At 71.0% G+C, this 24524-nt stretch carries 19 protein-coding genes; 14 read left to right on the top strand and 5 right to left on the bottom strand.

Annotated elements, in window-relative coordinates; translation table 11 throughout:
* Positions 1–75 precede the first annotated feature (75 nt).
* Together I3F54_RS09425 and I3F54_RS09420 are read right to left on the bottom strand one after the other, a co-directional pair.
* Complete coding sequence (locus I3F54_RS09425) at positions 76–2487, bottom strand: MFS transporter (protein WP_240118192.1); 2412 nt, start codon at positions 2485–2487, stop codon at positions 76–78.
* A gap of 151 nt (positions 2488–2638) precedes the next feature.
* Entirely contained in the window at positions 2639–3079 is a 441-nt protein-coding gene (locus tag I3F54_RS09420; RefSeq protein ID WP_240118190.1) for an SRPBCC family protein, read from the bottom strand.
* A gap of 181 nt (positions 3080–3260) precedes the next feature.
* On the opposite strand from I3F54_RS09420, the gene I3F54_RS09415 reads away from it, so the two are divergent.
* From I3F54_RS09415 to I3F54_RS09405, 3 genes are all read left to right on the top strand, one after another.
* Positions 3261–4304: an Rv2578c family radical SAM protein gene (locus I3F54_RS09415; RefSeq protein ID WP_240118188.1), complete on the top strand. Its 1044-nt coding sequence runs from the start codon at positions 3261–3263 to the stop codon at positions 4302–4304.
* A gap of 136 nt (positions 4305–4440) precedes the next feature.
* Positions 4441–6033, top strand: coding sequence for an alpha/beta hydrolase (locus tag I3F54_RS09410; protein ID WP_240118187.1), 1593 nt, complete (start codon positions 4441–4443; stop codon positions 6031–6033).
* A 91-nt stretch (positions 6034–6124) separates the two neighbouring features.
* Positions 6125–6649 (top strand): GNAT family N-acetyltransferase, encoded by a 525-nt coding sequence (locus I3F54_RS09405; RefSeq protein ID WP_240118185.1) that lies wholly within the window; start codon positions 6125–6127, stop codon positions 6647–6649.
* A 129-nt stretch (positions 6650–6778) separates the two neighbouring features.
* Here I3F54_RS09405 and I3F54_RS09400 read toward each other — a convergent pair whose 3' ends face one another.
* Positions 6779–7363: an adenylosuccinate lyase gene (locus I3F54_RS09400; protein WP_240118183.1), complete on the bottom strand. Its 585-nt coding sequence runs from the start codon at positions 7361–7363 to the stop codon at positions 6779–6781.
* 379 nt (positions 7364–7742) lie between these two features.
* Between I3F54_RS09400 and I3F54_RS09395 the strand changes: the two genes are divergently transcribed.
* The 9 genes from I3F54_RS09395 to pssA all read left to right on the top strand — a co-directional run bounded on the left by I3F54_RS09395 (position 7743) and on the right by pssA (position 18731).
* Positions 7743–9548 carry a 3-hydroxyacyl-CoA dehydrogenase family protein gene (locus tag I3F54_RS09395; RefSeq protein ID WP_240118182.1) on the top strand — a complete coding sequence of 602 codons (1806 nt, stop codon included), beginning with the start codon at positions 7743–7745 and terminating at the stop codon, positions 9546–9548.
* A 160-nt stretch (positions 9549–9708) separates the two neighbouring features.
* Positions 9709–10521 (top strand): TetR family transcriptional regulator, encoded by an 813-nt coding sequence (locus I3F54_RS09390; protein WP_240118180.1) that lies wholly within the window; start codon positions 9709–9711, stop codon positions 10519–10521.
* 462 nt (positions 10522–10983) lie between these two features.
* Entirely contained in the window at positions 10984–12321 is a 1338-nt protein-coding gene (gene ccrA, locus I3F54_RS09385; protein WP_240118324.1) for a crotonyl-CoA carboxylase/reductase, read from the top strand.
* A gap of 9 nt (positions 12322–12330) precedes the next feature.
* Positions 12331–14358 (top strand): protein meaA, encoded by a 2028-nt coding sequence (locus tag I3F54_RS09380; RefSeq protein ID WP_240118179.1) that lies wholly within the window; start codon positions 12331–12333, stop codon positions 14356–14358.
* Positions 14355–15314 carry a CoA ester lyase gene (locus I3F54_RS09375; protein WP_240118177.1) on the top strand — a complete coding sequence of 320 codons (960 nt, stop codon included), beginning with the start codon at positions 14355–14357 and terminating at the stop codon, positions 15312–15314. The genes I3F54_RS09380 and I3F54_RS09375 overlap by 4 nt, the downstream gene beginning before the upstream one ends.
* A 5-nt stretch (positions 15315–15319) precedes the next feature.
* The gene (locus I3F54_RS09370) at positions 15320–15844 is read left to right on the top strand and encodes a MaoC family dehydratase (RefSeq protein WP_240118176.1); all 525 of its coding nucleotides are present in this window, start codon (positions 15320–15322) and stop codon (positions 15842–15844) included.
* A 3-nt stretch (positions 15845–15847) separates the two neighbouring features.
* Positions 15848–17062, top strand: a complete 1215-nt coding sequence (locus I3F54_RS09365; RefSeq protein WP_240118175.1) for an acyl-CoA dehydrogenase family protein — start codon at positions 15848–15850, stop codon at positions 17060–17062.
* A gap of 171 nt (positions 17063–17233) precedes the next feature.
* Entirely contained in the window at positions 17234–17890 is a 657-nt protein-coding gene (locus I3F54_RS09360; protein WP_240118174.1) for a phosphatidylserine decarboxylase, read from the top strand.
* Positions 17891–17912: 22 nt separating this feature from the next.
* Complete coding sequence (gene pssA, locus I3F54_RS09355; RefSeq protein WP_205382880.1) at positions 17913–18731, top strand: CDP-diacylglycerol--serine O-phosphatidyltransferase; 819 nt, start codon at positions 17913–17915, stop codon at positions 18729–18731.
* A gap of 132 nt (positions 18732–18863) precedes the next feature.
* Here pssA and I3F54_RS09350 read toward each other — a convergent pair whose 3' ends face one another.
* Positions 18864–19982: a glycerate kinase gene (locus I3F54_RS09350; protein WP_240118323.1), complete on the bottom strand. Its 1119-nt coding sequence runs from the start codon at positions 19980–19982 to the stop codon at positions 18864–18866.
* Between the two features lie 197 nt (positions 19983–20179).
* Between I3F54_RS09350 and I3F54_RS09345 the strand changes: the two genes are divergently transcribed.
* Together I3F54_RS09345 and I3F54_RS09340 are read left to right on the top strand one after the other, a co-directional pair.
* Entirely contained in the window at positions 20180–21253 is a 1074-nt protein-coding gene (locus tag I3F54_RS09345) for an ADP-ribosylglycohydrolase family protein (protein ID WP_240118322.1), read from the top strand.
* Positions 21254–21362: 109 nt separating this feature from the next.
* Positions 21363–22100 carry a Sir2 family NAD-dependent protein deacetylase gene (locus tag I3F54_RS09340; RefSeq protein WP_240118173.1) on the top strand — a complete coding sequence of 246 codons (738 nt, stop codon included), beginning with the start codon at positions 21363–21365 and terminating at the stop codon, positions 22098–22100.
* A gap of 167 nt (positions 22101–22267) precedes the next feature.
* Here the strand turns inward: I3F54_RS09340 and I3F54_RS09335 are convergent, their stop codons facing one another.
* Positions 22268–24268 (bottom strand): DUF1996 domain-containing protein, encoded by a 2001-nt coding sequence (locus tag I3F54_RS09335; RefSeq protein WP_240118172.1) that lies wholly within the window; start codon positions 24266–24268, stop codon positions 22268–22270.
* Between the last annotated feature and the right edge of the window lie 256 nt (positions 24269–24524).

Below are 24524 nucleotides of genomic sequence, written 5' to 3'. Positions count from 1 at the left end.
GGTACGGCCCATGCCTGCGGCAAGGGGCGGCAACAACGGAATTGGCCGCGGCCGGGTCCTCGGCAAGCCCATGTGTCAGTCCTCGTGCCCGAGTTGGAGGTCCCGTTCGGCTCGTCCGCCGCCCGCCAGCTGCAGCACGGTGGCCACGGGCGGGTACCCGGCGGCGATCACCGTGTACTCGCCGGAGGACAGGTCGACGAACCGGAAGGCCCCGTCGGGGCCGGTGGCGAGCGTGTCGACGACGTTCCCGGCGGCGTCGAGGAGGGTCACGCGCGCGTCCTCGACGGGCCGTCCGCCGCCGGCCCGGACGGTGCCGCGCAGCACGGCGCCGCCCGCGAGTTCGATGTCCTGGCGGGTCTCCCGGGAGGCCTGGACGGTGACCGGGAGGGCGGCGGGGCGGAAGGCGGGGGCGCTGGCAGCGAGGGTGTACTCCCCGGCGACGAGTTCGGTGATGACGTAGCACCCCTCGCGTCCGCTGCGGGTGGCGGCGACGACCTCGCCGTGGACGTTGGTGAGGGTGACGGTGGCGTCCCGCACGGGGGTTCCGTCGGCGGTGGCCACGCTGCCGGCCAGGCGTCCCGCGCCGCCGAGGACGACGTCCAGCTCCACGGGGCGTTCGCCGACCGTCACGGAGACGGCCTGCGGCTGGTGGCCGCCTGCGGCGGCGATGAGCACATAGGCGCCGGGGCCGGGCGTGGAGAGCGCGTACTGGCCGGCCTCGCCGCTCGCCCCGCGCCCGATCTGCGTTCCGGAGGCGTCGATGAGGGTGAGCGCCGCGCGGGGCACAGCGGTGCCGTCGGGGTGCTGCACCGCGCCGCAGACCGGGATTCCGCCGGTGCGCGGCGCGCGGGGCGGGCCGGCGGTCGCCGGGCCGGAGGGGCGGGGCAGGGTCCGCGCGGCGGGGGCGTGCGTCTGCTCGGTCCCGTCGGTGACGGCGTGGTGGGACACCAGGGGTTTCTCCTTGAGGAAGAAGGCGATGAGCAGGCCGAGGACGAGCACCGGCACGAGCCAGAGGAAGATCCGCGGCATGGCGTCGGCGTACGCCCGGACGTAGGCGTCGCGCAGCGCCGGGGACAGGGTGCGGACGAGTTCCGGGGTGAGGGATTCGGGGTCGGGTGCGCTGCCGCCCCGGGGGAGCTCGGCACGGAGCGCGTCGGCGAGCCGGCGAGCGAAGAGGGTGCCGAAGACCGCGGCGCCGACGCTGCCGCCGATCTGCCGGAAGTAGTTGTTGGCGCTGGTGGCGGTGCCGAGGTCGGAGGCGCGCACGGAGTTCTGCACGGCGAGGATCAGCACCGGCATCACCATGCCGATGCCCGCGCCGAGGACGGCCATCCAGACGCTGTAGTGCAGCCGGGGGGTGTCGGTCTGGAGCCGGGACAGCAGCCACATCCCGGCGGCCGACAGGGCGCAGCCGAGGACGGGGTAGAGCTTGTAGCGGCCGGTGTGGCTGACGAGCTGGCCGGAGACGATCGAGGCACCGACGATGCCGCCCATCATCGGCAGCATCAGCAGCCCCGACTCGGTGGCCGAGGCCCCGTCGACCATCTGCAGGAAGGTCGGCAGGTAACTGGCGGCTCCGAACAGGGCGGCTCCGACGACCAGGCCCACCACGCCGGTGACGGTGAAGACGGAGTCCCTGAACAGCCGCAGCGGGATGAGGGGTTCGGCGGCGAAGCGCTCGGCGAGCACGAAGAGGACGGTGGCAAGCGCTGCGCCGGCGCCGAGCCCGAGGACGACGCGCGAGGTCCAGGCGTATTCGGTGCCGCCCCAACTGGTCAGCAGGACCAGGCAGGTCGAGGCGGCGGCGAGCAGCAGGGAGCCGAGGACGTCGAAGCGGGGGCGGGCGGTGGGCCGGGGCAGCCTGAGCACGAGGGTGACGACGGCGAGCGTGACCAGCCCGAAGGGGACGTTGACGTAGAAGCACCACCGCCAGGTGAGGTGGTCGGTGAAGTAGCCGCCGAGCAGTGGTCCGGCGACCGACGCCAGACCGAAGGCGGCGCCGACGAGTCCCATGAACCGGCCGCGCCGACGGGGCGGCACGATGTCGGCGATGATCGCCTGAACACCGATCATGAGTCCGCCCGCACCGACGCCCTGGACGGCGCGAAAGGCGATGAGCTGGTCCATCGTGGCGGCGCGACCCGCGAGGGCGGAGCCGATCACGAAGACCACGATGGCGAACTGGAAGACGCCCTTGCGGCCGAGGAGGTCCCCGAGCTTGCCGTAGACCGGCAGGCCGATGGTGGAGGTGAGCAGGTAGGCGGTGATCGCCCAGGACATCCGGTCCAGGCCGTGCAGCTCGCCGACGATCCTCGGCAGAGCGGTGGCGACGATCATCTGTTCCAGGGCGGCCAGCAGCAGGGCCAGCATCAGCCCGACGAAGACCAGCCGCACCCGGCGCGGACTGAGTGCCCCGGCCGGTGCGGGGGCGGCGCGGCTCGGGGGCGCCACCGCCGGTTCGTCGTGCACCAGAGTGATCCCGCCCACCTACCGCTCCCCTCGTCACGCCTGTCACAATCCCCGCGTAATGCGGCAACTGCGGTCAGGCGCGACGGGTTACGGCGGCGCGGCACGTCACACGGAGATCCACCCGAACCGGTGAGGGGGTCAACCCCCCTTCACCGGCGACGACGTGGCGTCACTCGACCTCGGCGGCGAGCTTGGCGAGCAGGGCGTCGTAGATCCGGCCCAGCCCCTTGGGCGCGAAGGCCCGCTCGAAGAAGCCGCCGATGCCGCCGGCGCCCTGCCAGGTGGTGGTGACGACGACCCGGGCACGGCCCTCGCCGGCGGGCGTGACGGTCCAGGTGGTGACCATCGAGGAGTTCCGGTCCTTCTCGACGAGCTGCCCGTCGGTGGGTTCGGTGACATCCAGGAGGCAGTCGCGGATGCGCTTGCTGGTGGCCTGGAGCTTCCAGTGCACCAGGGTGCCCTCGCCGTCGCCGCCCTCCCGCACCTCGTACTCGCTGAAGTGCTCGGGCAGCAGCTTCCGGCGGGCGCCGCTGTAGTCGGCGAGGGTGTCGAACACCTTCTCCGGGTCCGCCGCGACGACCCGCTCCGTAGTGGCCTCGACCTGCGCCATTGGATCCCTCCAGGACCTCATGTTCTCGGGGTTGGGGCAAGCCAACCACCCCGGTCGCCGACCACCCAAATCGGGGTACCGGAACCGATCGTTCGAGTGTCAGGGACGGACCGAAGATGACGCTCGCACGATCATGCGAACATGTGTTCTATTCTATGCCCAGTGCTACCGAGGAGGCCTCATGCGCTGGGAGAACCTCACCCTGGAGTCCGGCGGCCAGGAGCGCGCCGCCGGCGCCGCGCTGTTCGGCGCGCACGCGGTGGTGACCCGCACCATCGACACGCCGGAGTTCGCCGGCGTCACCTTCCACGAGGTCCGGGCCCGCTCGATCGTCAACCGCGTGCCGGGCGCCTCCCGCATGCCCTTCGAATGGACGGTCAACCCGTACCGGGGCTGCACGCACGCGTGCGTCTACTGCTTCGCGAGGAGGACACACGGCTATCTCGACCTCGACACCGGCACCGGTTTCGACAGCCAGATCGTGGTGAAGGTGAACGCCCCCGAACTGCTGCGCCGCGAGCTCGGCGCACGCGGCTGGCGGGGGGAGCACATCGCCATGGGCACCAACGTCGACTGCTACCAGCGGGCGGAGGGACGCTACCGGCTGATGCCCGGGATCCTGGCCGCCCTGCGGGACCACGCCAACCCGTTCTCGATCCTCACCAAGGGCACACTGATCCTGCGCGACCTGGAACTGCTGACCCGGGCCGCGCGGGTGACCGACGTCGGCCTGTCCGTCTCGGTCGGCTTCAGCGACCCCGAACTGTGGCGCGCGGTCGAGCCGGGCGCCCCGGCACCGCAGCGGCGCCTGGACGTCGTCCGCACCCTGGCCGGGCACGGGCTCGGATGCGGGGTGCTGATGGCGCCGGTGATCCCGTTCCTGAGCGACGACCCCGCCCGGCTGCGCGCCACGGTGCGGGCGATCGCGGCCTCCGGTGCCACCTCCGTCACGCCGCTGGTGCTCCACCTGCGGCCCGGCGCCCGCGAGTGGTTCATGGCCTGGCTGGGCCGGGAACACCCGCATCTGGTACGCCGCTACGAGCGGCTGTACGCGGACGGCGCCTACGCGCCGAAGTGGTACCAGCGCCGGATCACCCGTCAGGTGCACGAGCTGGCACGGGAGTACGGCATCGGCCCGGACGGTGCGGGCACGCCCCGCGGGATCCGCCCGCCGGACCCGGTCGCGCCGCCCGCATCCCGGCCGACCCAGCTCACGCTGATCTGAGCGCGTTCGAGCGCATCGGGCGACCCGATCGGGTCAAGTATCGGCAGAACACGTTCCTCCGGGCGGGATCCCCGGGACGATGCGGCCGGGGCCGTGGGCACTGTGCCCCGTGCCTCTCCGTCCTGGGAGGACCCGCATGAGAAAACGCGCTGCCGTGCTGTGCGCCGCCGCGGTCGTGGCCGGTTCGCTGTCCGCCCTGCCCGCGCGGGCGAGCACTCCGCCCCCGCCTGCCGCGGCGACCACCGCCCACGACGGCCGGGGCGCCGGGCCCGACTGGAAGAAGTGCGGCACCACCCGCTATCCGACGCTCGAGTGCGCGTCCCTGCGGGTGCCACTGGACCACGCCCGCCCACGGGGCCGCCAGATCACGCTCGCCCTCTCCCGGGTCCCGCACACCGGGACGACGTACCAGGGCCCTCTGCTGGTCAACCCGGGCGGCCCCGGGGGCAGCGGTCTGAAGCTGGCCGGCTTCGTCGCCTCGGCGCTGCCGAAACGCGTGGCGGAGCAGTACGACGTGATCGGCTTCGACCCGCGCGGGGTGGGCAGCAGCGAGCCGGCTCTGGACTGCGGCCCCGGCCACTTCGACCCGCCGCGTCCCGACCCGGTCCCGAGCACCCGCGCACTGGAGAAGGCGAACCTCGCCCGGGCGAAGTCCTTCGCGGAGGCCTGCGGCAGGAAGTACGCCGACCTGCTGCCCCACATGGGCACCGTCAGCGCCGTGCGGGACATGGACGCGATCCGGCGGGCGCTGGGCGCCCGGAGCATCAACTACTTCGGGTACTCGTACGGCACCTACCTGGGCGCGGTCTACGCCAAGCTCTACCCGCACCACGTGCGGCGCCTGGTGCTGGACTCCGTCGTCGACCCCACCGGGGCGTGGTACGACGACAACCTCCGCCAGGACTACGCCTTCGAGGACCGCCACCGCGCCTTCCTGGCCTGGGTCGCCGAGCACGACGCGGCGTACGGGCTCGGCACCGACGCGGAGAAGGTCGAGGACGCCTGGTACGCGATGCGGGCGGCCCTCGGCAGGAAGCCTGCCGACGGCCGGGTCGGTGCCGCGGAAGTGGAGGACACCTTCCTGCCCGGCGGTTACTACAACGGCTACTGGCCCTACCTCGCCGAGGCGTTCGCCGCGTACGTCAAGGACCAGAACACCGTTCCGCTGGTGGCGGCGTACGACGCCTTCGGCGCCGTCGACGCCGCCGGCGACAACGGCTACAGCGTCTACACCTCGGTGCAGTGCCGGGACGCCGCCTGGCCACGCGACTGGCAGCAGTGGCGCGAGGACAACTGGGCGGCGTACGCGAAGGCACCGTTCCTGACCTGGAACAACGCCTGGTACAACGCGCCGTGCGCGTTCTGGCCGACGCGTTCGCTCACCCCGGTGGACGTGACCAACCATGCACTGCCACCGGCGCTGCTGTTCCAGGCGACGAACGATGCGGCCACCCCGTTCGAGGGCGGCCTGACGGTCCATCACCTGCTGGGGCGGTCCAGTCTGGTGGTCGAGCAGGGCGGTGGCAACCACGGCATCACCCTGAGCGGCAACAGCTGCCTGGACGGGTATCTGGCCGCGTACCTCACGGACGGGACGGTGCCGCGCGGCTACGACGACGTGGACGCGGTCTGCCCGGCGCAGCCCGGACCCGAGCCGCTGGACGCCAAGGCGGCCCGGGGCGGCAGCCGCGGCACCACGCTGCACGGCCTGGTCGGCTTCCGGAGCTGACGCGTCACGCCCGGCCGCGGCCGTCGGTCGAACCGGGCCGCGGCGGAAATCCGTTGGGACGCGGGCCGGTACCGTCGGCCATGATGGCCGCATGAGCGCGCTCACCGTCCGGGAGATGACCCACGCCGACTGCGACCGCGTCGCCGCGATCCGCGTCCGCGGCTGGCAGAGCGCCTACCGGGGGCTGATGCCGCAGCCCTACCTCGACGCGCTGAGCGTCCCGGTGGACGCCGAGCGGCACCGCAGCCGGTTCTCCCGTCGCGACGGCGGTGTGGTGGATCTGGTCGCGGAGCGGGGCGGGGAGGTCGTCGGCTGGGCCTGCCACGGCCCGTACCGGGACGGCGGCCTGCGCACCGCCGATGCCGAGCTGTACGCGCTCTACGTCGACCCGGCCCGCCACGGCATCGGCGCGGGTCGGCTGCTGCTGGCGGAGGCCGTGCGCCGGTGCGCGGCCTCCGGGCACGCGCGTGTGCTGCTGTGGGTGCTGAAGGAGAACCTCCGCGCCCGGCGCTTCTACGCGCGGTCGGGATTCGCCCCGGACGGCGCCGAGGAGCCGTTCGAGGTGGACGGCGTGGCCGTGCCCGAGGTGCGGTACGTCAGGGACCTGACCGGCTGACGCCGCGCCGGCGGCGCGGACCGCGGACGTCCTACGTGGGCGGTTCGTGAACCTCACGAACCGCCCACACCGAGCGACCCGGCCCGGTGCGCCCTCCTGCCGACGCCCGGCACCCGCCCGGCCGTCCGCTCACGTCCCCCCACGCTGCCCGGGGATGCGGGCCAGGGCCCGGACCGCGGCCTGAGCCAGGGCCGGGTGGGCGAGGGCGTCGTTGAGGACCGGCCGGGCCCGGGGGTCGCCCAGGGTGCCCAGGCCCTCGACACAGGCCAGCGCCACCCGCCGGTAGGGATCGTGCGGGTGCAGTCGGCGCCGCAGCGTGGTGATCAACGCGGGTACGGCCTCGGGTGCGCGCAGTTCGGCCAGCAGACGCACCGGGTGCAGGGCGTAGGCGACGCGCAGTTCGTTGGTGGCCAGGGCCGCGGCCGCGCGGGCGGTGCGCGGATCACCGAGGCGGGCCAGGGCGTACGCGGCGGAGGCACAGCGCTGCGGATCACGGTGGTTGAGCAGGAGGACGAGGGCCTCGAAGGCCCGCCGGTCGCCGGCCAGTCCCAGCCGGAACGCGGCCAGTTCCCTCGCCCACAGCGGCTGCCCGGGCGCGGTCAGCACGCCCGCCAGTTCGTCCGGGTCCTCGGTGGCCGCCAGCCGGTCGTACTCCGCCGCGCCGTGCGCCTCCCGCCGTACGCGCTCCGTGAGCGATCGCAACTCTTCGTCCATGACGCCGAAGCGTAGGCGGGCCGCCCGGCCGACGGGACGTACATCACAAACTCGGGGGACTGGCGCGCTCGTTACCCACTGGTTAAGCTCAGACGAGCGAGTTACCCCCTCGCGTACTCCTCACGGCGGTCTGGTGACGCGGCCCCGTGAGAGCAGTCGGTTCGGTACCCGAGGTACCGCAGTACGACCCGGCCCCGGGACAGGGCTGGTCGGATCAGCCGTCCTGCCGCGGGCGTGTGCGCGCCCCGCGACGACGGCACCGGGCGTGTGCGCTTGCAGCCCGTGACACCCGCATTCCTCCTCACGCATCCGGTGCGCCGCCTCAGCGACGCACCCGGGTCGCGCTTCCCGTCGTCACCCTCATCCCTGGAGTCCCGCGATGGCCGCTCCCCTGACCGACCCCTCCCTGTCCCCCCTCAAGACCGTGGCCGTGGTCGGCCTCGGCACGATGGGCACCGGCATCGCCGAGGTCCTCGCCCGCGCCGGTCGCGAGGTGATCGGCATCGACATCAGCGAGGCGCAGGCCGCCCGGTGCGTCGCCGCCCTGGAGACCGCCACCGCCCGCGCCGTGGAGCGCGGGCGCCTGACCGGGCCGGAGCGCGCCGAGGCACTCTCCCGCGTCCGCACCTCCGCCGACCTCGCCGCGGCGGCCGACGCCGACCTGGTCATCGAGGTCGCTCCGGAGTCCTACGAGGTCAAGCAGCAGATCATCCGGCAGCTCGACGGCATCGTGCGGCCCGGGACGATCCTGGCGACCGGCACCAACGCGCTGTCCGTCACCCGCCTGGCCGCCGACTCGGCCCACCCCGAGCGCGTGCTCGGCCTGCACTTCTTCAACCCGGCCCCGGCGATGAAGCTGGTCGAGGTCGTGTCGTCGGTGCTGACCGCGCCCACCGCCGTCGCCGCCGTCACCGACCTCGCGGTCGACCTGGGCAAGGAACCCGTCGCGGTGGGCGACCGGCCCGGCTTCGTCGCCGACGGGCTGCTGTTCGGCTACCTCAACCAGGCCGCCGCGATGTACGAGGCGAAGTACGCCTCCCGCGAGGACATCGACGCCGCGATGCGGCTCGGCTGCGGTCTGCCGATGGGTCCCCTGGCGCTGCTCGACCTGATCGGTGTCGACACCGCGCGGACGGTCCTGGAGGCCATGTACACCGAGTCCGGGGACCGGCTGCACGCCCCCGCCCCGATCCTCAAGCAGCTCAGCGAGGCGGGCCTGACCGGCCGCAAGTCCGGCCGCGGCTTCTACACCTACGAGGCCCCCGGCAGCGCCACCGTCGTGCGGGACACGCAGACCCCGCTGGAGAGCGGTGCCGCGGCCGCCGGCCGTCCGGTCCGCTCGGTCGGCGTGGCCGGCTCGGGCACCATGGCCTCCGGCATCGCCGAGGTGTTCGCCAAGGCGGGCTACGAGGTCGTCCTGGCGGCCCGCAGCGAGGAGAAGGCGGAGGCCGCCAAGGCCCGGATCGGCAAGTCGCTGGCCCGTTCCGTCGACAAGGGCCGGCTGACCGCCGAGGCCGCTGCCCGGACGCTGGAGCGGATCACTCCCGCCGGTTCCTACGACGCCTTCGCCGACGTCGACCTGGCCGTCGAGGCGGTGGCCGAGGACCTGGCGGTCAAGCAGCAGCTGTTCGCCGCGCTGGACAAGGTGTGCAAGCCGGGCGCGGTTCTGGCGACCACGACGTCCTCGCTGCCGGTGGTCGCCTGCGCCCGCGCCACCTCGCGCCCGCAGGACGTGATCGGCATGCACTTCTTCAACCCGGCGCCGGCGATGAAGCTGGTCGAGGTCGTGCGCACGGTGCTGACGGCGGACGACGTCCACGCGACGGTCCGCGAGGTCTGCGTCAAGATCAGGAAGCATGCCGTGGACTGCGGCGACCGCGCCGGGTTCATCGTCAACGCCCTGCTGTTCCCCTACCTGAACAACGCGGTCAAGATGGTCCAGGAGCACTACGCCTCCCTGGACGACATCGACGCGGCGATGAGGCTGGGCGGCGGCTACCCGATGGGCCCGTTCGAACTCCTCGACGTCGTCGGCCTGGACGTCTCCCTGGCCATCGAGAAGGTCCTCCACCGCGAGTTCCGCGACCCGGGTCTGGCCCCGGCCCCGCTGCTGGAGCACCTGGTGGCCGCGGGCTGCCTCGGCCGCAAGACCGGCCGGGGCTTCCGCGAATATGCCCGGCGCTGAGCGGCCCGGCGACCGGTTCACCGGGGGCCGGGACTGGGGCGGACTGCTCGATCCGGCCATGGCACCGCCCCCGGCCCGGCCCGGTCCTCCCCCGCCCGCGGAGGGCGGGGGAAACTGCGGACCTGCGCATCGAGCTGCGCGCATGCAGTACGTTCGGGTCATGTCCCAGCCCGCCAAGTCCTCACGTACCCCAGCTACGCCAGACGCGCCGGAAAGTGCCGCAGGCAGTCGCGCCGCCGCCCAGCGGCTCAAGATGCGCCGGGAACTGGCGGCGGCGGCGATGGAGCTCTTCGCGACCAAGGGCTACGAGGCGACCACCGTCGACGAGATCGCGGCTGCCGCCGGCGTGGCCCGCCGCACCTTCTTCCGCCACTTCCGCTCCAAGGAAGAGGCGATCTTCCCCGACCACGACGACACGCTCGTCCGCGCGGAGGCGGTGCTCAACGCCGCCCCGGCGCACGAGCACCCGCTCGACACGGTGTGCCGCGGCATCAAGGAAGTCATGAAGATGTACGCGGCGCGGCCGGAGATCTCCGTCGCCCGCTACAAGCTGACGCGCGAGGTGCCCACCCTGCGCGAGGCGGAGATCGCGTCGGTGGCCCGCTACGAGCGCCTGTTCACCCGCTACCTCCTCGGCCACTTCGACGAGCACGCGCACGACGACGACGCCAACGACGACCCCCTGCTGGCCGAGGTCGCCGCCTCGGCCGTCGTCACCGCCCACAACCACGTGCTGCGGCGCTGGCTGAGGGCCGGGGCCCAGGGCGACGTGGAGGCGCAGCTCGACCACGCCTTCGCGATCGTCCGCAAGACGTTCGGGTCGGGCATCATGGCGGGCCGCACCACCCCGCCGGCGAAGCCCACCGCGGCGACCGCCTCGACGCAGGGCGAGGTGCTGGTGACGGTCGCACGCACCGACGCCCCGCTGGACGAGGTGATGCGGACCATCGAGAAGGCGCTCAGGGAGCGCTGAGCCGCCCTGCCGGCGCTGTGACAACGGCCACCCGACCGGGTGGCCGTTTTGCCATGTCAGGGGCCCTTTTCGGCTACCTCTCCAGCCGCATTCGATCGATCATCGCTCATTTGTTGCGTAGAGATTTCATCTGAGAGCAAGTTCTGGCACTCAGTGCCTTGCCACCTGACACGGTGTGCCATACGTTGAAGATGTCCGGGCGGCCGGCGTGCAGAGACCATACGTACGCCGGCTGTCCCCGCAGACCCTTCCCGGGGCCTGCGCGCCCGGCGCCTGCGTCACAGGCAACCTCCCGCGCCACCCAGCGCTGCCGATCAGCACCACCGCCGAACCGACGGCACTTCCCCAACCCTCAGCAGCACCGACACCACCCTCAGCGCCCCTCCCTCAGGGCGCTTCCCCTCGACCCCCGGCACCGTCCGGGCAGGGGAGACCCCAACCGCCGGAGGCAACACCGTGACCGTGAAGGACATCCTCGCCGCGATCCAGTCGCCCGACTCCACCTCGGCCGACTTCGCCGCGCTGCCGCTCCCCGAGTCGTACCGCGCGATCACCGTGCACAAGGACGAGACGGAGATGTTCGCGGGCCTGGAGACCCGTGACAAGGACCCGCGCAAGTCGATCCACCTCGACGAGGTCCCCGTGCCCGAGCTGGGCCCGGGCGAGGCCCTGGTGGCCGTGATGGCCTCCTCGGTCAACTACAACTCGGTGTGGACCTCGATCTTCGAGCCGATGTCCACCTTCGGGTTCCTGGAGCGCTACGGCAAGCTCTCCCCGCTGGCCAAGCGGCACGACCTGCCGTACCACATCATCGGCTCCGACCTCGCGGGCGTCGTGCTGCGCACGGGCCCCGGCGTCAACGCCTGGCGGCCCGGCGACGAGGTCGTCGCGCACTGCCTCAGCGTCGAGCTGGAGTCCCCCGACGGGCACGACGACACCATGCTCGACCCCGAGCAGCGCATCTGGGGCTTCGAGACCAACTTCGGCGGCCTCGCCGAGATCGCCCTGGTCAAGACCAACCAGCTCATGCCGAAGCCGAAGCACCTGAGCTGGGAGGAGGCCGCCGCCCCGGGCCTGGTCAACTCCACCGCCTACCGGCAGCTGGTCTCCCGCAACGGCGCGGCGATGAAGCAGGGCGACAACGTCCTGATCTGGGGCGCGTCCGGCGGACTCGGATCCTACGCAACCCAGTTCGCCCTGGCCGGCGGCGCCACCCCGATCTGCGTGGTCTCCTCGCCGGAGAAGGCGGAGATCTGCCGGAGGATGGGAGCCGAGCTGATCATCGACCGCGCCGCCGAGGGCTACCGGTTCTGGAAGGACGAGCACACCCAGGACCCCAAGGAGTGGAAGCGCTTCGGCAAGCGCATCCGCGAACTCACCGGCGGCGAGGACGTCGACATCGTCTTCGAGCACCCCGGCCGCGAGACCTTCGGCGCCTCCGTCTACGTCACCCGCAAGGGCGGCACGATCGTCACCTGCGCCTCCACCTCCGGCTACATGCACCAGTACGACAACCGCTACCTGTGGATGTCGCTGAAGCGGATCGTCGGCTCGCACTTCGCCAACTACCGGGAGGCCTACGAGGCCAACCGCCTCGTCTCCAAGGGCAGGATCCACCCCACCCTGTCGAAGGTGTACTCCCTTCAGGACACCGGCCAGGCCGCCTACGACGTGCACCGCAACCTCCACCAGGGCAAGGTCGGAGTGCTGTGCCTCGCCCCCGGGGAAGGCCTGGGCGTGCGCGACGAGGAGATGCGCGCCCAGCACATCGACGCCATCAACCGCTTCCGGAACATCTGAGGTCCGTCCATGACTGAGCGTCAGAAGGACCGGCCGTGGCTCATGCGGACCTACGCCGGTCACTCCACGGCCGAGGCGTCCAACGAGCTGTACCGGCGCAACCTCGCCAAGGGCCAGACGGGCCTGTCGGTGGCGTTCGACCTGCCGACGCAGACCGGCTACGACTCCGACCACGTCCTCGCCCGCGGCGAGGTCGGCCGGGTCGGCGTGCCCGTCGCGCACCTCGGTGACATGCGCCGGCTGTTCCAGGACATCCCCCTGGAGCAGATGAACACCTCGATGACGATCAACGCCACGGCCATGTGGCTGCTGGCGCTCTACCAGGTCGTCGCCGAGGAGCAGGGCGCGGACATCACCAAGCTCCAGGGCACGACCCAGAACGACATCGTCAAGGAGTACCTGTCCCGGGGGACGCACGTCTTCCCACCGGGGCCCTCGCTCCGCCTGACGACGGACATGATCGCGTACACGGTCTCCCACATCCCGAAGTGGAACCCGATCAACATCTGCAGCTACCACCTGCAGGAGGCGGGTGCCACACCCGTACAGGAGATCGCGTACGCGATGTCCACCGCGATCGCCGTCCTGGACGCCGTACGCGACTCCGGGCAGGTGCCGCAGGAGCGCATGGGCGACGTCGTCGCCCGCATCTCCTTCTTCGTCAACGCGGGCGTCCGCTTCGTCGAGGAGATGTGCAAGATGCGCGCCTTCGGCCGCATCTGGGACATGATCACGCGCGAGCGGTACGGCATCGAGAGCCCCAAGCAGCGCCGCTTCCGCTACGGCGTCCAGGTGAACTCCCTCGGGCTGACCGAGGCGCAGCCGGAGAACAACGTCCAGCGGATCGTGCTGGAGATGCTGGCCGTGACCCTCTCCAAGGACGCACGGGCGCGTGCCGTGCAGCTGCCGGCCTGGAACGAGGCGCTGGGTCTGCCCCGCCCCTGGGACCAGCAGTGGTCGCTGCGCATCCAGCAGGTCCTCGCCTACGAGAGCGACCTGCTGGAGTACGACGACCTCTTCGAGGGCTCGAAGGTCGTCGAGGCGAAGGTGGAGGAGCTCGTCGCCGCCTCCCTCGCCGAGATCGAGCGGATCCAGGAGATGGGCGGCGCGATGGCCGCCGTGGAGTCCGGCTATCTCAAGTCCCAGCTCGTCGCCTCGCACGCCGAGCGCCGCGGGCGCATCGAGTCGGGCCAGGAGAAGATCGTCGGCGTCAACATCTTCGAGTCGACCGAGCCCAACCCGCTCACCGCCGACCTGGACACCGCGATCCAGACGGTCGACCCGGCCGTCGAGCAGCGCGTCATCGCCGCACTACGGCACTGGCGCGACACCCGCTACCAGCCGCCCTTCAACCACCCGCGCCCCTGCAAGGCGCTGGAGCGGCTGAAGGAGGCCGCGCGGGGCACCGCCAACCTCATGGAGGCCACCCTGGAGTGCGCCCGCGCCGGCGTGACGACCGGGGAGTGGGCCGGGGCGCTGCGCGAGGTGTTCGGCGAGTTCCGCGCTCCCACGGGCGTGTCGTCCGCGCCGGTCGCGGTGACCGCCGAGGAGGGCACCAAGCTGGCCGAGGTGCGCCGCAGGGTGGACGTCACCGCCCGCGACCTGGGCGTGGGCAAGCTGCGCTTCCTGGTCGGCAAGCCGGGCCTGGACGGGCACTCCAACGGCGCCGAGCAGATCGCCGTGCGGGCCCGCGACGCCGGGTTCGAGGTGGTCTACCAGGGCATCCGGCTCACGCCGGAGCAGATCGTGGACGCGGCCCTCGCCGAGGACGTGCACGCGGTGGGCCTGTCCATCCTCTCCGGCTCGCACGCCCAGCTGGTGCCGGACGTGCTGGAGCGCCTCCGTGTGGCCGGTGCCACAGATATACCCGTGATCGCAGGTGGCATCATCCCGAACGGTGACGCCGAACAGCTGCGAGCCGCCGGGGTGGCCGCCGTCTTCACCCCGAAGGACTTCGACATCACGGGCATCATCGGCAGCATCGTCGACGAGATCCGCAAAGCGAACAAGCTCGACCCCCTGGAGGTCCCCGCATGACCGTCAACCGCCTTCGCCCGCGCCGCTCCTGCCTGGCGGTCCCGGGAAGCAACCCCCGCTTCCTGGAGAAGGCGCAGGGTCTCCCCGCCGACCAGGTCTTCCTGGACCTGGAGGACGCGTGCGCGCCGCTGGCCAAGCCCGAGGCGCGGCACACCGTCGTCAAGTTCCTCAACGAGGGCGACTGGACGGGCAAGACGCGAGTCGTGCGCGTCAACGACTGGACGACCGAGTGGACGTACCGCGACGTCGTGACGGTGGTCGAGGGCGCCGGCCCGAACCTCGACTGCATCATGCTGCCGAAGGTGCAGAACGCCGAGCAGGTGGTCGCCCTGGACCTGCTGCTGACCCAGATCGAGAAGACCATGGGCTTCGAGGTCGGCCGCATCGGCATCGAGGCGCAGATCGAGAACGCGCAGGGCCTGAACAACGTCAACGCGATCGCGCAGGCCTCGCCGCGCCTGGAGACGATCATCTTCGGCCCGGCCGACTTCATGGCGTCGATCAACATGAAGTCGCTGGTCGTCGGCGAGCAGCCGCCCGGCTACCCGGCGGACGCCTACCACTACATCCTGATGAAGATCCTGATGGCGGCCCGCGCCAACGACCTCCAGGCGATCGACGGCCCCTACCTGCAGATCCGCAACGTCGACGGCTACCGCGCGGTCGCGCAGCGCGCCGCGGCGCTCGGCTTCGACGGCAAGTGGGTACTGCACCCGGGCCAGGTCGAGGCGTCGAACGAGATCTTCTCGCCGTCGCAGGAGGACTACGACCACGCCGAGCTGATCCTCGACGCGTACGACTACTACACGTCGGAGGCGGGCGGCAAGAAGGGGTCCGCGATGCTCGGCGACGAGATGATCGACGAGGCCAGCCGCAAGATGGCGCTGGTCATCGCGGGCAAGGGGCGCGCGGCCGGTATGCAGCGCACCAGCACGTTCGAGATCCCGGAGGCGTGAGGGCCATGCAGTTCGGACGCACCTACGAGGAGTTCGAGGTCGGGGCGACGTACAAGCACTGGCCGGGCAAGACGGTCACGGAGTACGACGACCACCTGTTCTGTCTCCTCACCATGAACCACCACCCGCTCCACATGGACGTCAACTACGCCGAGAAGACGACGGACTTCGGCAGGAACGTGGTGGTCGGCAACTACATCTACTCCCTGCTGCTCGGCATGAGCGTGCCGGACATCTCCGGCAAGGCGATCGCCAACCTGGAGATCGAGTCGCTCAAGCACGTGGCGCCGACCTTCCACGGGGACACGGTCTACGGCCAGACGACGGTCCTCGACAAGTGGCCGTCGAAGTCGAAGAACGACCGGGGCATCGTCTACGTCGAGACCAAGGGCTACAAGCAGGACGGCACCCTGGTGTGCGTCTTCCGCCGCAAGGTGATGGTCCCGACCGAGACGTACATCAAGGAGCGCGGCGGCGAGCAGCCGGGCCGCCCGGAACTGAACGCCCCTTCGGAGAAGACGGAGAAGTAGGTCATGGCACGTCTCGCCCAGACCGCCGGTCTGACGGACATCCAGCAGGAGATCCTCGCCACCGTCCGCGACTTCGTGGACAAGGAGATCATCCCGGTCGCGACCGAGCTGGAGCACCGCGACGAGTACCCGCAGGCGATCGTCGACGGGCTGAAGGAGTTGGGCCTGTTCGGCCTGATGATCCCCGAGGAGTACGGGGGGCTGGGCGAGTCCCTCCTGACGTACGCGCTGTGCGTGGAGGAGATCGCCCGCGGCTGGATGTCGGTCTCCGGCATCATCAACACGCACTTCATCGTGGCGTACATGCTCAAGCAGCACGGCACGCAGGAGCAGAAGGAGCACTTCCTGCCGCGGATGGCGGCGGGCGACATCCGTGGCGCCTTCTCGATGTCGGAGCCCGCACTGGGCTCGGACGTCTCGGCCATCACGTCCAAGGCCGTCAGGGACGGCGACGAGTACGTCCTGAACGGCCAGAAGATGTGGCTGACGAACGGCGGCACGTCGTCCCTGGTCGCCGTTCTCGTCCGCAGTGACGAAGGACACTCCCCCGAGGAGACGGCCAGGGCCCCGCACCGGTCGATGACGACCTTCCTGGTCGAGAAGGAGCCCGGCTTCGGCGAGGTCCGCCCGGGCCTCACCATTCCGGGCAAGATCGACAAGATGGGCTACAAGGGCGTCGACACGACCGAGCTCATCATGGACGGCCTGCGCGTTCCCGCCGATCGGGTGCTCGGCGGGGTGACCGGCCGAGGTTTTTACCAAATGATGGACGGCGTGGAGGTCGGCCGGGTCAATGTGGCGGCGCGTGGCTGCGGCGTCGCTCAGCGTGCGTTCGAGCTGGGCGTCCGGTACGCCCAGCAACGCCACACTTTCGGCAAGCCGATCGCCCAGCACCAGGCGATTCAGTTCAAACTCGCGGAGATGGCCACCAAGGTCGAGGCCGCCCATGCAATGATGGTGAATGCAGCACGCAAAAAGGACTCCGGAGAACGAAACGACCTTGAGGCTGGGATGGCGAAGTACCTCGCCTCCGAGTACTGCAAGGAGGTCGTGGAGGATGCCTTCCGGATCCACGGCGGCTACGGCTTCTCCAAGGAGTACGAGATCGAGCGCCTCTACCGCGAGGCCCCGATGCTGCTCATCGGTGAAGGTACCGCCGAGATCCAGAAAATGATCATCGGGCGCAGGCTGCTCGAAGAGTATCGGTTCCAGGGCTGATTGTCCGGATACGGGGTGTTATCTCCGGGAGGAAGATCACACCCCGTAGGCACTCTTCGTATGCCGACTCGGCTTCCTGGCTTACCCAGTTGTGGCCGTGAACCGCTACGATCGCCGGAAAGCCGCCGTCCCCCTCCTGAAGCGCGGCATCATCCGCTACGAAGGTCATCCATGCCCCACAGCCAAACCTCTGCACCACGCGACAGCCGAGTCGGCGTACGCCTCGCGCGCGGAGCATCGCCGTGGCTTCTCCCGACCGTCGCCACCGCAGCCGTCAGCCTGGTCCGTGCTCGCCGCTCCGGCACGGCCAAGGCCCTCGCCGTTCCCGCCACCGCGCTCGCGGCGGGAATGCTGTGGTTCTTCCGCGACCCCGAGCGCGAGATCGCCCAGGGCCGGGTCATCTCGCCCGCCGACGGCGTGGTGCAGAGCATCATGCCGTGGAAGGACGGCCGCACCCGCGTCGCGATCTTCATGAGCCCGCTCAACGTCCACGTCAACCGGGCCCCCCTGGCCGGCACCGTGACGTCGGTCGAGCACATCCCCGGCGGCTTCGTTCCCGCGTTCAACAAGGAGAGCGAGAACAACGAGCGCGTCGTCTGGCACTTCGACACCGAGCTCGGTGACATCGAGATGATCCAGATCGCCGGCGCCGTGGCCCGCCGTATCGTCCCCTACGTGCCCCAGGGCACCAAGGTCGAGCAGGGTGAGCGCATCGGCCTCATCCGCTTCGGCTCGCGCGTCGACATCTACCTGCCCGAGGGCGTGGAGGTCGCGGTCGAGGTCGGCCAGAAGACGGTGGCTGGGGTGACTCGCATTGACCGTGATTGATCCGGAGACACAGAGCGGCTGGGTGCCCGAGGCGGCCGAGGCGGAGGAAGAGGAGGAGATGCCCCTCTCGCTCCGCCTCTCGATAGCGGACACCCTGACCCTGGGCAATGCCACGTGCGGCTTCATGGCGGTGTACTTCACCACCACCGGGATCCTGATCCCGCACCTCACCGGCAGCCAGGAGACCGGCATGGCCCGCCACAGCGCGGCCACGGCGGTCATCCTGATGCTCTGCGCGGCGGTCTTCGACCTGTTCGACGGCCTGGTGGCGCGCAAGCTGCGCAGCTCGCCGATGGGCGCGGAGCTGGACAACCTCTCCGACCTGATCAGCTTCGGCCTGGCACCGGCGTACTTCGTCCTCGTGTACGGCATGGTCGCGGACGACGCACACCAGCGAGTGGCCGCGCTCGGGGCAATCGTGGTGCTCCTGGCCGTGGTCCTGCGCCTGGCCCGCTTCTCCTGCGTGACGATGAAGGACGGCGTGTTCCAGGGCATGCCGAGCCCCTTCGGCGCACTGACGGTCGTCTCGATCGTCCTGCTGGAACTGCCCTTCGTGGCGACGCTCCTCGCCATCCTGGGCACCGCCTGGCTGATGGTGAGCCGGGTGGAATACCCCAAGCCGCGGGGCCGTCTCGCCGGCGCGATGCTCTCCTGGATCGTCCTGTCGATGGGCCTTCTGGCGGCCTGGGCCTTCGACGCCCCCAGCGGTCAGCTCCTCCTCCAGACGGGCTGCGCCCTGCAGCTGGTCATGGGCGCGGTCATCCCGCTGTTCGCCACGGCCCGCCGGGTGAACAACTTCCGCGACAACCGGCGCGAGGCACGGGCGGCGCAGCTGCCGTAGCGAGCACCGCGTCCGGACGGCACGTGCGAAGGGGCCCCGAACCAGGAGATGGTTCGGGGCCCCTTCGCACGCCTGGACGGCCGCGTGCCATGGCCGAGCCTCGGTGCCCCGCCCCGCGGCCGGGCAGGCAGCTCAGACCAGGAAGTCCCGGGCGATCCGCGCGGCGACGCGCTCCAGGATCGGTCCCGCCTCCGCGATGCACAGGGCGACGTCCGGCTCCGCCTCCGTCAGCGCGTAGGCCCGCCGGATACCGGCCCGCCCGAGTTCCTCGGGCGGCAGGGCCAGCCGCCCGCACACCGCGACGACCTCCTTGCCCGCCGCTCGGGCCGCCGCGGCGACGCCCGCAGGCGCCTTGCCGTGGAGGGTCTGCTCGTCCAGGGAGCCCTCCCCGGTGATCACCAGGTCGGCCCGGTCCAGCGCCGTACCGAAACCGAGCACGTCGAGCATGACCTCGATGCCGGGCCGGAACCGTGCGCCGATCAGCAGGGCGCCGTAGCCGATGCCCCCCGCCGCCCCCGCTCCCGGCGCCGCGGCGCACTCGGCGGCCTTCGGGCCGACCGCGTCCTGAAGCACCTTCGCGTAATGGGTGAGCGCGGAATCCAGCGCCGCCACGTCCTCCGGCGAGGCGCCCTTCTGCGGCCCGTACACCGCGGGCGCGCCCTTCGGGCCGGTCAGTGGGTTGTCGACGTCGCTGGCCAGCACCAGCTCGACTCCGGCCAGGCGCGGGTCGAGGCCGCTCAGGTCGGCGGACGCCAGCTCGGCCAGCCCGCCGCCGCCCGGCGGCACCGGCTCCCCCGTGCCGTCGAGGAGCCGGGCGCCCAGCGCGGAGAGCATCCCGGCTCCGCCGTCCGTCGTCGCGCTGCCGCCGACCCCGAAGACGATCGTGCGCGCACCGGCGTCCAGCGCGGCGCGCAGCAGTTCGCCGGAGCCGTACGTGGAGGAGGAGAGCGGCGCGAGCACCCCGTCCGGCAGCCGCTGCAACCCGCTGGCCTCGGCCATCTCCACCACCGCGGTCTCACCGCGCACCGCGAACGCCGCGGTCACCTCCTCGCCCAGCGGCCCCGCGACACGCACCTCGTGCCGCTCGAAACCGGCCGCGACGGCCGCGGCGACGGTGCCGTCACCGCCGTCGGCGACGGGCAGCGACTCCACTTCGACGTCCGGCACGACCAGCCGTAGTCCGGCCGTCACCCGCCGGGCGACCTGCACCGCCGTCAGCGAGCCCTTGAACTTGTCCGCGGCAACGAGCACCCGCCGGGTGCCGTGCACAGCAGCATCCGCCACCTTGCAATCCCCTTGCTCTCCGGGCCCGACGCATGTCGGGGCCAGTCGCGCCGCTGCGACCTTAACCGGAGACCGCCCGTGCCGTCATGCCCCGCCCGAACCGTGGACCCGGGACACGGGCGACACCGCCGGGAATCGGGTAGACCGGTGGCATGACCTCTGTCATGACACCCGTGGAGACTAGGCCGGGACTCGCCGACCGCGTCCGCGGCGGCTGGCTGGGCCGGATCGCGGGCAACATGCTCGGCAAGCCGGTCGAGCAGGGCGAGGTGTGGACCCGTGAGCGGATCGACCGCTACCTGCGGCGGGCCGGCGCCCTGCCGCTCACCGACTACCTTCCGGAACCCCCGGGCGGCGACGGGCTTCCGCCCCTGCGCCCGGAGTGGCGCCAGTGCGTGCGCGGACACATCCACGGCAGCTGCCGCGACGACGACGTCGACTACGCGATCCTCGGCCTGGACCTGCTGGAGACACACGGCTTCCGCTTCACCACCGAGCAGGTCGGCGACCTGTGGCTGCTGCGGCTGCCGTACCGGCAGACGTTCACCGCGGAGCGCGCGGCCTACCGCAACCTCGCCAACGGACTCAGGCCGCCGCTGACCGCGACGTACGACAACCCGTACCAGGAGTGGATCGGCGCCCTGATCCGCGCCGACGTCTACGGCTGGGCCTGCCCCGGCGAACCGCGCCGCGCCGCCGCCCTGGCCCGCCGTGACGCGGTGCTGTCGCACACCGGCAACGGGGTGTACGGCGCGATGTTCGCGGCGGCCCTGATCTCGGCCGCGTTCACCGCCCCCGGCGTCCGCGGCGCTCTCGACGAGGCGCTCGCCGTGATCCCGGCGGGCTGCCGCCTGGCGCGTACGGTCCGCCGGGTCGTCTCCCTCCACGAGACCCGGATGACCTGGGAGGACACGCTCACCACCCTCGCCGAGGAGACCTCCGGGCTGGGCTGGATCCACACGGTCCCGAACGCCGCGGTCCTCACCGCGGGCCTGCTGTACGGCGACGGCGACTTCACCCGCACCATCGCACTCACCGTCCGCGGCGGGCTGGACACCGACTCCAACGGCGCGACGGCCGGGTCGGTGGCCGGCGTGCTGACCGGCGCGGCGGCGATCCCTCCGCAGTGGACGGAGCCGCTGGAGGACACGGTCCGCAGCGCGGTGTTCGGCTTCGACGGGGTCCGCATCAGCGAACTGGCCGAGCGCACGCTGCGCCTGACGGAGGCAGCCCCCTGACCGGCGGTCGGCAAGTGGAGACCGCCGCTTCGCAGCGACCGCTTCGCACGGCCAAGGGCATACCCGATACCCGTTCGCCCCGGCGACGCAGGCGTCCTACTCTCGGTCCATGAACAGCCCTCTCGTGGCCATACTCAGTGGAGCGGGTGTCTCCACCGATTCGGGGATCCCCGACTATCGCGGTCCGAACGGGCTGTGGCGGCGGGACCCGGAGGCCGAGAAGCTGGTCACGTACGAGTACTACATGGGCGATCCGGAGATCCGTCGGCGGTCCTGGCAGATGCGCCGGAAGAATCGCACGCTCCACGCCCAGCCGAACGCCGCGCACCGAGCCGTCGCCGAGTTGGAGCAGTCCGGCACCCCGGTCCGGGTCATCACGCAGAACGTGGACGGACTGCACCAGCTCGCCGGCATGCCCGCCCGCAAAGTGCTCGAACTGCACGGCACTGCTCACAGCGTCGTATGCACGCGGTGCCACGACCGCGGCCCCATGGACGCCGTCCTTGCCCGGGTCGAGGCCGGTGAGGATGATCCGCAGTGCCTTCGGTGCGGCGGCATCCTGAAGTCCGCAACGGTGATGTTCGGCGAACGACTCGACCCCATGGTGCTGGGCAAGGCCGTGGCGATCAGCAAGGCATGCCACGTGTTCATCGCCGTCGGTTCCAGCCTGCAGGTCCAGCCGGCCGCTGGCCTTGCAGGCATCGCCGCCGACCACGGCGCCCGCCTGATCATCGTCAACGCCGAGCCGACGCCGTACGACGACGTTGCCGACGACGTCGTACGGGCCCCCATAGGTTCCGCACTGCCCGATCTCCTGAGTTCGTTGCATACGCAACGTGATCAGTAGACCTACCTCAGGTGCGCCTCGCCGGGCGCACGTACCACGACGTGCGCCGTTCGGCACCGACGACGCCCTGACCGCGGGCTCCGACCCACCGTGACCACGGCCGCCCGTACCTGCCGGCACGCAGGTACGGGCGTTCTCACGCGTGGGCTCCCGCCGGTGACGTCACATCACGCGGAGCGCCGCCGCCGCTTGGCGAGCAGAAGCACCGCACCGGCGATCATGAGCGCTCCTCCGGCCATGGCCGGCCAGAGGGTCGTGCCGGTCTCGGCCAGATCGCCCGCCACGGTCTGCGTTTCGGTCTGCGGCTCCGTGGAGGGAGAGCCGCCACCGGCGGACGAAGCGACCGACGACGCTTCGGGCTCGGCCGTCCCGGTGACCTGGCTGTCGTCCGAGCCGTTCCGGGGTGCCTCTGTGGGCTCGTCTTCCTGTTCGACCGATGAAAGCGCCTTGTCCTGCTGCTCGGCCGAGGAGGGAGCCTTGTCCTGCTGCTCGGCCGACGAAGGCGCCTTGTCCTGCTGATAGACCGGGGAGGGCGTCTTGTCCGCCTTGGGCGCTGCGCTCTGGCCGGTGGGCGAGTCGCCTCGCGCCGGTTCGGTCGCCCGTGTGCTGGCCGGTGCCTGCGGCGGGTCCATGCTCCCGGAGGTGTCGTGGTTCATGCCGTTGCCGTCCTTGCCACCCCCGGATCCGGCACCCGCGTCAACGGTCGCCGTCGGCTTGTCCTGTGGCTGCTCATCGACTCCGGTGCCGCACTGCTGGCCGTTGTTGATGCAGTCGACCAGCTTGTTCATCAGGCCGCCGTCCATGACGCTGATGAAGTCGTCGTGGTCGGTGATCGCCTTGTGCAGCTCGGCCTGGAACCCGTCCACGGCGAACGCGTTCTTCACCTGGCCGTTCCCGATGGTCGGCGTCGGAACGTCGTACACCAGCCGCATCGTCAGCTGCGGAATCGCCTCGAAGCCGTTCTGGCAGTTGCCGTCGGCGTCGGCGAAGGCGACGTGTGAGCGGTGGTTGGCGCTGTCGATGTTCTGGCCGTCCCAGCAGCTCTGGAAGGCGAACGAGCGGACCACGCTGCTGCCCTGCGGACACAGCGGGTACTTGTCCGTCAGCTGAACCTTGTCCTCGAAGCCGGTGCAGCTCCAGTGCGCGTTGGCGTTCGCCGTGCCGTTGCTGAAGGCCTTGGCGTCACCGGTGATGATGCGCAGGAACTTCGGCATCGCGACGACCTTGCTCGTCGGGCTGCCCACGTACTCGATCTCGGCCGTCCTGGCCTTGAGGATCCTGCCCGCGTTGCCCTCCGCACCGCCGCCGAGTTTGTTGTCGTCGAACTCCTTCGTGCCGTCCTGCAGGCGCAGGACGGGCCAGTAGTAGGCCGACTTGTCGCCCTGTTCCGAGCAGGTGGTGGTGGCGTTGGCCAGGTCCTGGTCCTTGGAGAAGGCGTTGACGTCCTGGTTGCCCACGTAGTCGTGCGTGTGGTGTGCGCCGTTGTTCACACCGGGCGCCACGATCAGGTTGTCGGTGTTGAAGTTGTTGTTCTCGTTGACACCGCAGGAGACGCTGAACGTGCCGGTCGAGGCGTTGCCCCCGGCCCGCGGCGCCGGCGGGACGTTGGGGCGGACCCTGGTGATGTCGACGAAGTCGTCCGCCACCGGACCGTTCCCGGCCTGACCGCCGATGTTCTGCTGGGCGCCGTCGCCGTTGTTGTTCTGCCCCTGCTCCCCTCCCTGCTGCTGGTCACCGTTGTTCTGACCGGCATCGGCCTGTACCTGGTCGGCGGCGACCGCGGTGCAGTTCGCGAGTTCCTTCAGCGCGTCGTCGAAGGTGCCGCCGACGCGCTCGATGTCCATCCGTATCCTGTCGATCACCGCGGTCCGCTTGTCCTTCAGCGGACCGAGGATCGCGTTCTGCACGAAAGAGGCGTCACCCGCCTGCGCCTGGCGCGTGGACGCCAGCCTGGCATAGGCCTCGTTGACCTGCTGGTCGAGGTTCGCCAGCTCCTTGTCGACCCCGGCCCGTGCCTTGTCCGGCACGTCCGCCAACTGCTGGCCGACGTCAGGGCACTTGATGGTCGCGATCTGGGTCGCGGCGGCCTTCGTCCGGTTCTGCCCCGAGTCGTTCGACTCGTGCGCCGAGGCATAGAAGTTCGCCGCTACGAGCCCTCCTCCGCCCATGATCAGCGCGACCGATGCGAAGGTCGCGCGCCGTGCGCCTGTAGGGCGTCTGCGTGCGTTGCGTTTCACGAAAGTACTCCTACGCGTCCTGCTGCCCCGGATTGACGGTCAAACGGTCAAAGTGAAGACCTTCCATGTCCTACGCAGACCGCCCCGGCAGCGTTCAAACGCCCCGCGAATTCACGGCGGTTTCATGGCCCGCTGCTGGCCGGCGCACAGCTCGGTCCGGGTGGACCGGGCGAAACGGCCGGACCGA

This window comes from Streptomyces sp. MUM 2J (genome assembly GCF_022414535.1).
Classification (GTDB): Bacteria; Actinomycetota; Actinomycetes; order Streptomycetales; family Streptomycetaceae; genus Streptomyces.
Note: the sequence above shows the minus strand (reverse complement) of the source record. Positions and strands in the feature narration are given on the sequence as shown.

What these genes read in the sequence shown, in the direction of transcription:
- I3F54_RS09420 (WP_240118190.1), bottom strand. Translation starts at nt 3,079, where the DNA reads ATGGCGCAGGTCGAGGCCACTACGGAGCGGGTCGTCGCGGCGGACCCG.
- I3F54_RS09415 (WP_240118188.1), top strand. Translation starts at nt 3,261, where the DNA reads ATGCGCTGGGAGAACCTCACCCTGGAGTCCGGCGGCCAGGAGCGCGCC.
- I3F54_RS09410 (WP_240118187.1), top strand. Translation starts at nt 4,441, where the DNA reads ATGAGAAAACGCGCTGCCGTGCTGTGCGCCGCCGCGGTCGTGGCCGGT.
- I3F54_RS09405 (WP_240118185.1), top strand. Translation starts at nt 6,125, where the DNA reads ATGAGCGCGCTCACCGTCCGGGAGATGACCCACGCCGACTGCGACCGC.
- I3F54_RS09400 (WP_240118183.1), bottom strand. Translation starts at nt 7,363, where the DNA reads ATGGACGAAGAGTTGCGATCGCTCACGGAGCGCGTACGGCGGGAGGCG.
- I3F54_RS09395 (WP_240118182.1), top strand. Translation starts at nt 7,743, where the DNA reads ATGGCCGCTCCCCTGACCGACCCCTCCCTGTCCCCCCTCAAGACCGTG.
- I3F54_RS09390 (WP_240118180.1), top strand. Translation starts at nt 9,709, where the DNA reads ATGTCCCAGCCCGCCAAGTCCTCACGTACCCCAGCTACGCCAGACGCG.
- I3F54_RS09380 (WP_240118179.1), top strand. Translation starts at nt 12,331, where the DNA reads ATGACTGAGCGTCAGAAGGACCGGCCGTGGCTCATGCGGACCTACGCC.
- I3F54_RS09375 (WP_240118177.1), top strand. Translation starts at nt 14,355, where the DNA reads ATGACCGTCAACCGCCTTCGCCCGCGCCGCTCCTGCCTGGCGGTCCCG.
- I3F54_RS09370 (WP_240118176.1), top strand. Translation starts at nt 15,320, where the DNA reads ATGCAGTTCGGACGCACCTACGAGGAGTTCGAGGTCGGGGCGACGTAC.
- I3F54_RS09365 (WP_240118175.1), top strand. Translation starts at nt 15,848, where the DNA reads ATGGCACGTCTCGCCCAGACCGCCGGTCTGACGGACATCCAGCAGGAG.
- I3F54_RS09360 (WP_240118174.1), top strand. Translation starts at nt 17,234, where the DNA reads ATGCCCCACAGCCAAACCTCTGCACCACGCGACAGCCGAGTCGGCGTA.
- I3F54_RS09345 (WP_240118322.1), top strand. Translation starts at nt 20,180, where the DNA reads ATGACACCCGTGGAGACTAGGCCGGGACTCGCCGACCGCGTCCGCGGC.
- I3F54_RS09340 (WP_240118173.1), top strand. Translation starts at nt 21,363, where the DNA reads ATGAACAGCCCTCTCGTGGCCATACTCAGTGGAGCGGGTGTCTCCACC.
- I3F54_RS09335 (WP_240118172.1), bottom strand. Translation starts at nt 24,268, where the DNA reads ATGGGCGGAGGAGGGCTCGTAGCGGCGAACTTCTATGCCTCGGCGCAC.